Genomic DNA, 13,123 nt, shown 5'->3' on the forward strand with positions numbered 1-13,123 from the left:
GTTAATATGTATAGTGAAAACATGTGGAGTAAAAAATTAAAGGACTATGTAGAACAAGCTTCTTCTATCGCAAGGTCTTTAGGAGATACGAAGGTAGATACAGACCACCTTCTGCTGGCTTTGTTAAAAGACCCAGACTCTTCTTTGTCAAAATACATATCTAAGAAGGGTATAGACTCAAAAGAGTTGTATCAAAAACTAAGAGAACACATAAACAGTATAGACAATCAGCTTAACAAAGCGGCAGAATCAGAAGCCAGTCACCTTATAGGCTTAAGAAGCAAAATAATTCAATTAAAATCTGATATATCAAACATCCAAACAGAGTTATCTGAAATAAAAGAAGCAAAAAGACGCATAGAAGCCGAGTTAGAAAGAGCAAGAAGATATGATCCTTGGAGTGCAAGACAGTTAGAGTTAGAGCTAAGACAGTTAAACGCTGAAGAAGAACACTTAAAAAAGGAACTTTCAAGGGTAGAACAAAACCTATCAACGGTTTTTGATAAGAGCGCTGTAATAGATTTCTTAGAAAATAAAATATCAATAGATGCTTTGGTAAAAACCGCTCTAAAGGAAAGCCACTACAAAGACCAACTTAAAGACATAGGAATATCTTTCGATAGATATCAAGACAAGGTATTAAAAAGATTTATTGGAAAAACCCCAGAGTTTGGATATGCTAAAAACCTTGAAAAGGTATTTGAAATAGCCCAAGAAAAAGCCGTAAGAGATGGTGTAGCGGAAGTATCACCGGCTCACCTTGTTTCAGCGCTTTTGGAAGCAAAAGATTTTATAGCAGCAAAACTTTTAGATCAAATTATAGGAGGTAAAAGCATGGACACAGAAAAAGAAATTCAAGAAGAAGAGAAGTCTATACTAGAACGCTATGGTGTAGACCTTACCCAAAAGGCAAGGGACGGAAAATTAGATCCAGTTATAGGGAGAGAGAAAGAAATAAACCAAACCATAGAAATATTGTTAAGACGTAGCAAAAACAATCCTGTTTTAGTAGGAGACCCTGGCGTTGGTAAAACGGCTATAGTAGAGGGTCTAGCCCAAAGGATAATAAACAAAGAAGTACCCCCAGAACTTCAAGATAAAAGCATCATAAGTATAGACATGGGTTCATTGGTAGCTGGCTCTAAGTATAGAGGAGAATTTGAAGAAAGGGTAAAAAAGCTTTTAGAAGAACTAAAAGAAAAACCAGAGGCAATACTTTTTATAGATGAAATCCACACTGTAATAGGAGCTGGAAAAGGTGAAGGATCGCTGGATGCCGGCAACATGCTAAAACCAGCGTTGGCCAGGGGTGAAATAAGACTAATAGGAGCTACCACCGTTGATGAATATAGAAAATATATAGAAAAAGACTTAGCCTTAGAAAGAAGATTTCAGCCAGTTTATGTAGACGAACCTACTATAGAAGAAGCTATAGAGATACTAAACGGCTTAAGACCAAAGCTAGAAGACTTTCACAAAGTAAAAATAGAAGATGATGCAATAGACGGTGCTGTAAAACTCACACACAGGTATGTAACTTTTAGAAAACTCCCAGATAAAGCAATAGATGCCCTAGATCAAGCTTGTGCTCGTAAAAAACTAGCATCTGTAAGCGTACCCCCAGAACTTCAAGAAATAGAAAGAAAGTTAAGAGCTTTAGAAGAGCAGATTATAAATGCAAACTTGTCTGGGGATTATGAAAAAGAAGCAGAGCTCAAGATTCAAAAGATTAACCTAGAAAAGCAAAAACAAGATATTATAAACAAGCTAGATATGGTAGATATGAAGATAAACCAGCTAAAGAAAAAGCTAGAAGAATTAGAACAACAGATTATAAAATTTGCTGAAAAAGGAGACTATGAGAAAGAGGCAGAGCTTAAGATAGAAATGGTAAACACAGAAAAAGAGATAAAAGCTTTAGAGTCCAAAAGAGCAAAAACTTTAAGTGTAACATCAGACGATATAGCCCAGGTGGTCTCAGACTGGACTGGTATACCTCTTAACAAATTAAAAGAAGAAGAAATGGAAAAGCTACTACACTTAGAAGAAGAGCTACACAAGAGAGTTATAGGACAAGATGACGCCGTGGTAGCTGTAGCAGAAGCCATAAGAAGAGCAAGAGCAGGCTTGAAAGATCCAAAACGCCCAATAGCTTCTTTCTTGTTCTTAGGGCCCACGGGTGTAGGTAAAACTGAGCTATCAAAAGCTTTGGCTGAACTTTTATTTGGAGAAGAAGACGCGCTTATAAGGCTTGACATGTCAGAATTTAAAGAAGAGCATACTGTATCAAAGCTTATAGGTGCACCTCCTGGATACGTAGGATACGAAGAAGGGGGCAAATTGACAGAAGCAGTTAGAAGAAAACCCTACAGCGTAATACTTCTAGACGAAATAGAAAAAGCCCACCCAAGAGTATTTGACTTATTCTTGCAAGTGCTTGATGACGGAAGGTTGACTGATTCTCATGGGAGAACTGTAGATTTTAGAAACACCGTTATTATTATGACTTCTAATATAGGTAGCACATATCTTCTAACGTTGCCTTTGGAAGGGGATTCTGAAGAGATAAAGAAAGAGTTTGAAAAAGCTAAAGAAAAGGTGTTAGGAGAGCTAAAGCATTTCTTTAGACCTGAGTTTCTAAATAGAATAGACGATATAATCGTATTCAAACCTCTTACCATGGAGCAACTCATACAAATAGTAGACTTGTTGTTAGAAGATCTAAACAAACGTCTAAAGGACAAAGGCATAAAATTAGAGCTCACTTTAGAAGCCAAAAAAGAGCTTGCCAGAAGAGGGTATGAGCCAGCTTTCGGTGCAAGACCTTTAAAACGTACAGTACAAAAACTGTTAGAAACACCTTTAGCCAACAAGATGATAAAAGATGAGATAAAAGAAAACTCTACTGTAAAAGTAGATATAAAAGACGGAGAGTTTGTGTTTGAAACTACCTAACAAATATTTCTGATAACGGCGGGAGAATAACCCGCCATTTTTTGCTATAATACTCCAATGAAAAAGCCAGAGATACTATCTCCAGTAGGTCATTTTGAAGGATTGATGTCCGCAATAAAAGCCGGTGCTGATGCTGTATACATGGGACTTGAAAAACTAAATCAAAGAGCTGGAAAAGGTGGTTTTTCAAAAGAAGATATAAAAGAAATTAGACTTATAACCAAAGACCATGGTATAAGGCAATATATAACGCTAAATTCTATAGTGTTTGATGAAGATTTACCTTATTTGGAAGATGTACTTGATTTTTTAAAAGAAATAGAAGTTGATGCGGTTATAGCTTGGGATTTCTCGGTAGTACTTGGAAGTATAAAAAGAGGTTTAGAAACACATATCTCCACAATGGCATCGGTATCAAACCACATATCTGGTAAATTCTATAAAGAACTTGGCGTAAAACGAATAGTCCCGGCAAAGGAGTTAGATTTAAACTCCATTAAAAGCTTAAAACAAAATACCGGATTAGAAGTAGAGGTTTTCGTACATGGATCTATGTGTATGGCTGTATCCGGTAGATGTTTTTTGAGCCATGAGGTTTTTCAAAAATCCGGAAACAGAGGAGAGTGCTATCAAGTCTGTAGACACGAGTTTGACATAAAGGTAATATCGAAAAACTCCGGCACAGAGTATTACCTTGGTAGCGACTATGTTATGTCAGCCAAAGATCTTCTTACTATAAACTTTGCGGATAAGCTTATGTGGGCAGACGCTTGGAAGATAGAAGGAAGAAACAAAAACCCAGATTATGTTTATATGACCACAAAAGCTTACAGAGAAGCCAGAGAACGTATATTAAACAACGAGTGGACCCAAAAAGGCTATCAAGACCTTATAGATATGTTAGAAAGAGTATACCATAGGGAATGGGACGGTGGTTTTTACTTTGGTGAGGCTTCCTTTGGTATAAACTCATCTATAGCAAAAGAAGAAAAGATATACGTAGGGGATGTTGTAAAATTTTATCCCAAGGCTTCTGTGGCAGAGGTAAAAGTAGTAGCACATCCTTTAAAAGTAGGCGATACCATACATATAATAGGAGAAACCACAGGCCTTGTAAGACAGAAAGTAGAATCAATGGAGATAGAAAATCAACGCATAGATCAAGCAGAAAAAGGCACAGCTATAGGTTTAAAAGTGAACGAAAAAGTAAGAGAAAAAGATAAAGTTTATATTGTAAAAGAAAAATAGTATAATATTTTTTATGAAAGAGTACGCTTTAGAAATAGCAACAAAAGCAAAAGCTGTATTACCCAAACTTTCAAGTTTAAACCCGGCTGTGAAAAATTCTATTCTTATAAGAGTATCTCAGCTTTTAAAAGAAAACAAAGAGCTAATCCAAAAAGAAAACGAAAAAGACATAGAGTTTGCAAAGTCCATAAATCTTTCAAAGGCAATGATAGATAGGCTTAAAGTGGGAGAAAAACAAATAAACGGTATGATAAAGATATTGGAGGATGTGGCAAAGCTAAAAGATCCAGTGGGCGAAATAACCTCTATGTGGACGGTAGATAACGGCCTTAAAATAGGTAGAATGAGAGTTCCCCTTGGAGTTATTTTTATAATATACGAATCAAGGCCAAACGTTACCATAGAAGCAGCTAGTTTGTGCTTTAAATCTTCCAATGCCGTTATCCTAAGAGGTGGTAAAGAAGCTATTCACACAAACAAAATACTTTCAGATCTGTTTAGACAAGCTATAAGAGAGCATGTAGAGGGTTTAGAAGATGCCGTTTGCTTTGTAGATAAAAGGGAAAGAGAGATAGTTACAGAGCTTTTACAGCTAGAGGGTTTAGTAGACGTAGCTATACCAAGAGGAGGGGAAAGTCTTATAAAGGCTGTATCAGAAACTGCCAAAATATCTGTTATAAAACATTACAAAGGTGTTTGCAGTATATATGTAGACAACGAAGCAGATCTTAAAAAAGCTTACAATATCGTATACAATGCAAAGGTACAAAGGCCATCAGTTTGCAACGCCATAGAAAACCTTGTTATACATAAAGATCTCTTACAAGATTTTTGGCCAAAAATGGCTATGGTGCTTTTAGAAAGCGATGTTGAACTAAGATGCGATGAAGATAGCTATGAAATATTGCAAAATAAGGATTTTGATTCTTTTAAAAGCAAAATAAAAAAAGCAACTGAAAAAGATTACTACGAAGAATTTTTAGATCTCATATTGGCTGTTAAAACGGTAAATTCTTTGGAAGAGGCAATGCAGTTTATAGAAAAATATGGTTCTAAGCATTCTGATGCCATTATCACCGAGAACCATACAAAAGCTATGAGGTTTTTGCAAGAAGTGGATTCGGCAGCAGTTTACGTAAACGCTTCTACAAGGTTTACAGATGGCAACGAGTTTGGCTTAGGGGCTGAGATGGGTATTTCTACAGACAAAATCCATGCAAGAGGACCGATGGCTTTAAGAGAGCTTACCATAGAAAAATTTATAATCTTTGGAAACGGGCAACTAAGAGAAAATGTAGGCATACCAAAGGAACTAAAGGAAAAGCTTCAAATAGATTAATTTAGTTTTTAGGATTTTGATGTTGTAAAACAAAAGCTTCTACGTTTTTCAAATAGCAAGCTTTGATAGAATTTGTATAATATATAAATTTTGTTAGCTTGTCTATGCTCAACGGGTTTTGCAAACATAGTTTTATAACATCCAATACATTTTTCTTATCCACCCTAAAGCCAATATCCATTTTTCCTAAGATGGCAGCTACATCTTTTATTTTATCTATATACTCTCCGTAAAGAGAATAAGAACAAAAACCAATTGGCTCCACTATATTATGCCCACCATAACCTTTTACAAAAGATCCGCCCACTATACTAACGATGGCTCTTTTATAATATTCTTTCAACTCACCAAGCGTATCCAAAACCACTACCCTTGAGTGTTTTTTTTGAGTTTTAAGATAGGCATCTATACTATTTTGTTTTAAAAACTTTAACACTTCAGAAGCTCTATCTACATGCCTTGGAGCCAAGATAACGTTGTAATCTGTAGATTTTATTATCCACTTTACGGCATCTAGTAAAATCTCTTCTTCTTTTTCGTGGGTACTTCCTATTACTATGCTATCTTTTTTTATATGCTCACACTTTACATCGATACAGAGTTTTAGATTACCACATAAAAGTATATTTTTGTTTATAGTATTTAAAAGCTCAAAACTATTTTCATCTTTTGGCAAAATTTTGTCAAAAAATCTTATCAAAAACCTTTCAAGCATATTTTTAGGAGCCCTTGCATTTAAAAGCATTTTTGGTATATCTGATTTTATTAGAAACGGCCAAAACTCTTTTTCCACAGTGATAAGACAGCAAGGTTTTGCGTTGGCTATAAATTTATTCCATATTATCGGCAAATCCAAAGGCAATGGTAGCGTAGGATAATTCAAATTTAAAAAGAAGCGTTTAGCTCTTGGAGAAAAGTATGTTATAAATACAGGAAATTTAGAGCTAATATGCTCTATTATAAACTTAACGCTGTTGAACTCACCAACGCTTGCGGTATGAAACCAAACGGCATTCCTGGGTAAGTTTACATCTTCTATTAAAAGCCTTTTCGAAAGCTCTAATGTCAATTAGCTATCTATTTCTCCAGCTATAAATTTGTTAACAAGTTCTTTAGCTTTATAGTCTGGGTATTGTATAGGTGGGTGCTTCATAGTATAAGCACTAATAGAATGAAGTGGACCGGCTATACCTCTATCTCTTGCAAGTTTTGCGCATCTTATAGCGTCTACGGCAGAGCCAGCACTATTTGGTGAGTCTTCTACATCAAGCCTTGCTTCTACATGCATGGGCACATCCCCAAAAAGCCTACCCTCCATTCTTATATAAGCAACTTTCCTATCTTTTAACCAAGGTACCCAATCAGAAGGTCCTATATGTATGTTGCCATATCCTAAATCGTAATCTATAATAGAGCTAACAGCTTTTGTTTTAGATTCTTTTTTGGTATCAAGCCTTTTCCTTTCTAACATATTTAAAAAGTCTGTATTACCACCGACGTTTAATTGATATGTTTTATCTATCTTTACACCCCTATCTTTAAAAAGTTGAACTATTGTTCTATGGAATATAGTAGCTCCAAGTTGAGATTTTATATCATCCCCTACTGCCGGTATACCTGCATCTCTAAAACGCTTGGCCCATTCGTTATCAGAAACTATAAAGGTAGGCATAGCATTTATAAAAGCAACACCAGCTTTAAGAGCACATTCAGCATAAAATCTAGCAGCTTGTTCTGAACCAACAGGCACATAGTTTATTAACACATCTGCTTTGGTTTCTTTTAACACACTTACTATTGTATCCATATCGTCTTCTTTTTCATCGGCTTTTATAAAAGTAAGATCTTCCGGATAATTTGACATGTGTTCTGCTAAACCATCTAAGACTTTGCCCATTCTAACTTTACAGCCTAGATTTGGCACATTTGGCTCAAAAATTGCAGTGCAATTTGGTTTTTCGTAAATGGCTTCCGAAACATCCTTGCCAACTTTCCTTTTGTCTATATCCCAAGCAGCTACAACCTGTATATCGTAAGGCTTGTATCCCCCAATATCATCGTACATAAGCCCGCTTACGTCTTTTAAATTATTTTTCTTGTAGTAAAATATGCCTTGTATAAGAGCACTAGCACAATTTCCCACTCCAACTACAGCAAGCTTTATCATGGTCAACCACCGCCGTATTCTGATTGTTCTATTTCCATCATGAAATCTTCCACGTAATGAGTGATTTGATCAAACAACTCTTGGTCTGGAAGATCAAAATAATAATCAAAAAGCTCTATTCTTCTCTCGTGACATTTATTATCTTCTAAGCAAAATTTTACCAAAACCAAGGGTCTTTCACAGTCGGGACAGCAATCATTCCCAGGCATACAAAGTTCCACTATCGTTTCTACCTGGTCAAAGCTGCTACTCAAAAACTCCTCTAGCCTCTTAAGCTTATCTAAGTGCTCTTTCCATTTTTTCATACCTAATATTTTAGCATACCTAATTTTGTTGTATATATCTTTTATCTGTTTCATAGTAAACTCTTTACTATCTGAATTGTCGATAACAAAATCTGCATATTTTATTTTTTCTTCTATTGGCATTTGCCTTGATAATCTTTTTTCTATCTGTTCTTCCGTATAACCTTTTTCGATAAGCCTTTTTTTTGAGATTTCCTTGTCAGCATAAACCACTATCACAATATCGTAATCTTTGTAAGTACCATTTTCTACAACAAGAGAAGCCTCTAATGCAAACATATCACAATCTAAATTTTTTATTAAATTATCTAAATATTCATAAAGGGCTTTATGCACTATCTTTTCTAAAGACAACAACTTTTGTTTATCATCAAAAACAATATCTGCAACTTTTTTTCTGTCTATATTTCCATCCTTTAATATGCCTTCTCCCAAAAGCTTTACAACATCGTGCTTTAACTTTTCATCGTTTTTGTAAAGTTCATGGATTATGGCATCCGCATCGTAAACACAAACCCCTAAGCTTTTAAATAAAGACGATATAAAAGATTTGCCCACACCAAAATTTCCAGTAATAGCTATTTTTATCACTTTTTCTTCTTTCTTATCCTTATTGCATCTGGTGTAACTTCTATAAGCTCATCTTGAGTAATCCACTCCATCGCTTGCTCAAAGTTCATTTTTTTAGGAGGGGTGAGTCTTACATACTCTTCTGCAGCAGCAGCTCTGTTGTTGGTTAGTTTTTTTTCTTTGGTTATATTTACATAAAGATCGTTATCTTTGTTGTGCTCTCCTATAACCATACCTTCGTAAACTTCTGTGCCTGGCTCTATAAAAAATATCCCTCTATCTTCAAGTCCAAGCAAAGCATAAGGAGTAGCCACACCTTTTCTATCTGCTACTATTGCCCCGTTTATACGGCTTTTAATATCACCCTGCCAAGGTTCATAGCCTTCTAAAACCGTATTTATAAGACCTTCCCCTCTTGTATCAGTTTTAAACTCAGATCTATATCCTATTAAACCTCTAGAAGGCACTATAAATTCTAACCTCACTCTACCAAAACCGTGGTTTACCATATTCACCATACGCCCTTTTCTAGAACCAAGCTTTTGAGATACTATTCCTATATGTTCTTCTGGTATGTCTAAAATAACCCTTTCTATAGGTTCTAACGTTTTACCGTTTTCTTCTAACGTTACAACATCTGGTTTTGACACTTGGAATTCATAACCTTCCCTTCTCATAGTTTCTACTAAAATAGCCATTTGAAGCTCACCTCTTCCTATAACCAAAAAAGAATCTGTAGAATCTGTATCTTTTACCTTTATAGCCACATTCATCAAAGTTTCTTTGTAAAGTCTATCTCTTAGATGCCTTGATGTAACGTATTTTCCAGATCTTCCCGCAAAAGGAGAATCGTTTACAGAAAATGTCATGAATATAGTGGGTTCTTCAACTTTTATAGAAGGTAAGGGTACAGGATTTTCCACATCTGAAATAGTTTGACCTATGTTGATATCATCAAAACCAGCTACAGCCACTATATCACCAGCAAAGACCTCTTTTGTTTCCATTCTCTTCAGACCTTCTATCGTATATATGGCTTTTACAAAACCGCTCCTAACAACACCTTCTTCTGGTGAGACTATGGATACTTGTTGATTTTGTCTTAGTGAACCGTTTTGTATACGCCCTATGGCCAATCTTCCTAAGAAATTATCGTAATCTAAAGATGCCACTAAAAGCTGTAAAACTTGATTTTCATCGTATTTTGGAGCTGGAATAGTATTTATAATGGCTTCAAACAAAGGCTCTAAAGAAGATGATTCTTCTTCTAAAGAAAGTTTAGCTATACCTTTTTTGGCTATGGCGTATAAAACTGGAAAATCAAGCTGATCTTCCGTAGCATCAAGGTCTATGAAAAGATCGTATATTTCGTTTAAAACCTCTTGCGGTCTTGCATCCTGCCTGTCTATTTTATTTATTACCACTATCGGTGTTAGCTTTGCTTCAAGAGCTTTTCTCAACACAAACCTAGTTTGAGGAAGAGGTCCTTCTGCAGCATCCACAAGCAATATAACACCATCTACCATATTTAGGATGCGCTCTACTTCACCACCAAAATCGGCGTGCCCAGGAGTGTCCACTATATTTATCTTTATATCTTTATAGTTCACAGAGGTGTTTTTTGCTAAAATCGTAATACCTCTTTCTCTCTCAAGCGCATTGCTATCTAAAATACGCTCTTGCACCTCCTCATTTTGTCTAAAAGTGCCACTTTGTTTTAGAAGTGCATCCACCAATGTGGTTTTACCATGGTCTACGTGAGCAATAATTGCTACATTCCTAATATCTTCTCTAATCTTCATCTATCATCCTTCAAGCGTTCATCGCTTTTAAAAATTCTTGATTCGTTTTAAACTTTTTGAGCTTATCAAGTAAAAACTCCATCGCTTCTACGTCATCCATAGAAGAGAAGAATTTTCTAAGAACCCAGATACGCTGCAACTCCCAATCCGATAAAAGTAGCTCTTCTTTTCTTGTGCCGGATTTGCTTATATTTATAGCTGGGAATATACGTTTCTCTGTCAGCCTTCTATCAAGGTGCACTTCCATATTACCTGTACCTTTAAACTCTTCATATATAACATCATCCATACGAGAACCAGTTTCTATTAGCGCTGTAGCTATGATGGTTAGACTTCCACCATCTTCTATATTTCTAGCGGCTCCAAAGAATTTCTTGGGTCTTTGTAAAGCTGTAGCTTCTATACCACCTGAAAGCACCCTGCCTGTTGGTGGTGTTACGGCATTGGAAGCTCTTGCAAACCTTGTCATAGAATCAAGAAGTATTACCACGTCGTTTCCAAGCTCCACAAGTCTTTTGGCTTTTTCTATAACAAGCTCAGCCACCTGCATATGTCTTTCTGGTGGCTCGTCAAAGGTAGAGGCTATAACCTCTGGTTCATGATCGGCATTGTCTGCATTTGACATCACTATACGCCTCATCTCAGTAACTTCTTCCGGTCTTTCATCTATCAGTAAAATAATTAAGTATACTTCTGGGTGGTTGGTAAGAATAGCCTTTGACAAACGTTGAAGAATAACGGTTTTACCAGCTTTTGGCGGTGCTACAATAAGCCCTCTTTGACCTTTACCTATAGGACTAACCAAACTAAGCACCCTTGTGGCATAGTCTGATGGATTGTATTCTATATTAAGGCGCTCCGTAGGATGGTACGGCACCAACTTATCAAAAGACGATCTACTTCTTAGCTCCAAAGAACCTATAGGCAATCCGTTTACAGACTCTATCTTTATAAGAGCGTAATATTTTTCATTGTCTTTTGGTGGTCTTGAAAAGCCTATTATAGTATCACCAGTCCTTAAATATAGTTTTTTTATCTGAGACGGAGATACATATATATCATCTGGGTTTGGCATGTAGTTATTGTTTGAGCTTCTTAAAAATCCATATCCATCTTGCAAAACTTCTAGTACTCCTCTTACAAACCTTAAACCCTTTGTTTTACCGTAAGCTTCAAGAATATTCTCTATGAGCTCTTCTTTTCTTATACCGGTGATCCTTTTCAAATCAAACTCTTTACCGAGTTTTTGTAACTCGGATATTGTCATTTTTTTAAGTTCCTCTAGCGATAGCTCTTTGTTAGTTTCTTTGGTTGTAATGTCTTGTTCCATAATCAATCCCACCTAATTAAACGCTGGTATTTTTATAGCGGGTTTATGGCCATCCAGCTCCCGCTTATGGCCTATTGAAATATCATTTTCCAATACAAAATGTAGAAAATATCTCATCCAAAACGTCTTCATCTTTAATAAGTCCAAGAATTTCCTCAAGATAATCTAGAGCCTCCCTTATATAAAGCATCATAACTTCTGTTTTATTTTGCAAAACAGCTTCTTTCAATGACTCTAAAGCTTTAGCTACCAAAAACTTATTCCTTTTTGAAACATAAATACCATCATCGGCTAAATCCAACATATGTAAAACTTTATTTTTCAAGTATTCAACATTTTCTTGGTTTCTTATAGAAATAATTATAGCATTATTTTTGAAAAAATCAAGAGTTTTGCTATTTATCCCCAAATCACTTTTATTTAAAGCAACCAGAGTATTTAGGTTTTTAACAATATCATAAATAAAGTAATCTTCTTCTTCAAGATCTTTAGAACCATCCACCACAAACAGCACAACATGAGCTTCTTTCATATGTTCAATCGCTATGTTTATACCTTCTCTTTCTATTGGATTGTCAGTTTTCCTAATACCAGCTGTATCAACAAGTTTGACAGGGAAACCATTTATTTCAAGCCTATCCTCTATATAATCTCTCGTAGTCCCAGGTATATCAGACACTATAGCCCTTCTTTTTTGTAAAAGCGTATTAAACAATGAAGACTTACCAACGTTTGGTTTACCTACTATAGCTACTTTTATACCATCGTATAAATAAGATTGTTCTTTTAGCTTTTTATGAAACTCTTCCAACCTACAAATTAGATCATTGATTTCTTTTTTTATCTCATTTACATCAAGGGGTTGTATATCCTCATAACCAAACTCTATATCTGCTTCTATGTTAGCAATGATCCTTATAAACTCTTTTCTTAGTCCTTCAATAAAAGAAGAGAATTTACCTTTTAACATGTTTAAAGCATTTTCTAAAGCCTTTTCAGTATTGGCACTTATTAAAAGCTCAACACTTGAAGCTTCATCCAAGGTCATTTTGCCATTTAAAAATGCTCTTTTTGTAAACTCTCCAGGTGAAGCAAAGGAGCACCCGTAATCTACAAGCGTTTCTATAGCTTTTTCTATAATAATAGGATTTCCGTGAAAGAAGATTTCAAGCATATCCTCTCCGGTATAAGAACGAGGAGCCTTGTAGTATATAGCTATAACATCGTCAAGTTCTTTATTGTTTACATAAAAAGATGTACGATAGGCATACCTTGGCTTTGGATTTTCAATGTGCAAAAATCTATTAGCTATATCTATGCAGTTGAAGCCAGATAACCTCAATATAGAAATAGCCGATTTTAAAACAGGAGTTGCCGGAGCTACAATAGTATTATTCATAAAAACCT

Annotated in this window: 9 protein-coding genes; 3 read left to right on the forward strand and 6 right to left on the reverse strand. The window is 35.5% G+C overall.

The genetic code is table 11. The annotated features are described in order from the left end of the window. Positions 1–6: 6 nt before the first annotated feature. Genes HY04AAS1_RS03360 through HY04AAS1_RS03370 form a run of 3 tightly spaced genes read left to right on the forward strand, consistent with a single transcriptional unit; the run spans position 7 to position 5,542 of the window. Entirely contained in the window at positions 7–2,955 is a 2,949-nt protein-coding gene (locus HY04AAS1_RS03360; protein ID WP_012513715.1) for an AAA family ATPase, read from the forward strand. 57 nt (positions 2,956–3,012) lie between these two features. Then, positions 3,013–4,203, forward strand: a complete 1,191-nt coding sequence (locus HY04AAS1_RS03365; protein ID WP_012513716.1) for a peptidase U32 family protein — start codon at positions 3,013–3,015, stop codon at positions 4,201–4,203. Positions 4,204–4,216: 13 nt separating this feature from the next. Then, positions 4,217–5,542, forward strand: coding sequence for a glutamate-5-semialdehyde dehydrogenase (locus HY04AAS1_RS03370; RefSeq protein WP_012513717.1), 1,326 nt, complete (start codon positions 4,217–4,219; stop codon positions 5,540–5,542). A 1-nt stretch (position 5,543) separates the two neighbouring features. Here the strand turns inward: HY04AAS1_RS03370 and HY04AAS1_RS03375 are convergent, their stop codons facing one another. The 6 genes from HY04AAS1_RS03375 to mnmE form a co-directional block, all read right to left on the reverse strand. Then, positions 5,544–6,611, reverse strand: coding sequence for a glycosyltransferase N-terminal domain-containing protein (locus HY04AAS1_RS03375; protein ID WP_012513718.1), 1,068 nt, complete (start codon positions 6,609–6,611; stop codon positions 5,544–5,546). Further along, positions 6,612–7,709, reverse strand: a complete 1,098-nt coding sequence (locus HY04AAS1_RS03380; RefSeq protein WP_012513719.1) for an inositol-3-phosphate synthase — start codon at positions 7,707–7,709, stop codon at positions 6,612–6,614. It lies immediately after the preceding gene. A gap of 2 nt (positions 7,710–7,711) precedes the next feature. Continuing rightward, the gene (gene coaE / locus HY04AAS1_RS03385) at positions 7,712–8,605 is read right to left on the reverse strand and encodes a dephospho-CoA kinase (RefSeq protein ID WP_012513720.1); all 894 of its coding nucleotides are present in this window, start codon (positions 8,603–8,605) and stop codon (positions 7,712–7,714) included. After that, positions 8,602–10,386, reverse strand: coding sequence for a translational GTPase TypA (typA, locus tag HY04AAS1_RS03390; RefSeq protein ID WP_012513721.1), 1,785 nt, complete (start codon positions 10,384–10,386; stop codon positions 8,602–8,604). Before typA ends, coaE begins: the two co-directional genes overlap by 4 nt. A gap of 10 nt (positions 10,387–10,396) precedes the next feature. Continuing rightward, on the reverse strand, positions 10,397–11,716 hold the full coding sequence (gene rho / locus HY04AAS1_RS03395; protein ID WP_012513722.1) for a transcription termination factor Rho: 1,320 nt from the start codon (positions 11,714–11,716) through the stop codon (positions 10,397–10,399). 82 nt (positions 11,717–11,798) lie between these two features. Next, the gene (mnmE, locus tag HY04AAS1_RS03400) at positions 11,799–13,115 is read right to left on the reverse strand and encodes a tRNA uridine-5-carboxymethylaminomethyl(34) synthesis GTPase MnmE (RefSeq protein ID WP_012513723.1); all 1,317 of its coding nucleotides are present in this window, start codon (positions 13,113–13,115) and stop codon (positions 11,799–11,801) included. Positions 13,116–13,123 lie beyond the last annotated feature (8 nt).

This window comes from Hydrogenobaculum sp. Y04AAS1, assembly GCF_000020785.1.
Taxonomy (GTDB): domain Bacteria; phylum Aquificota; class Aquificia; order Aquificales; family Aquificaceae; genus Hydrogenobaculum.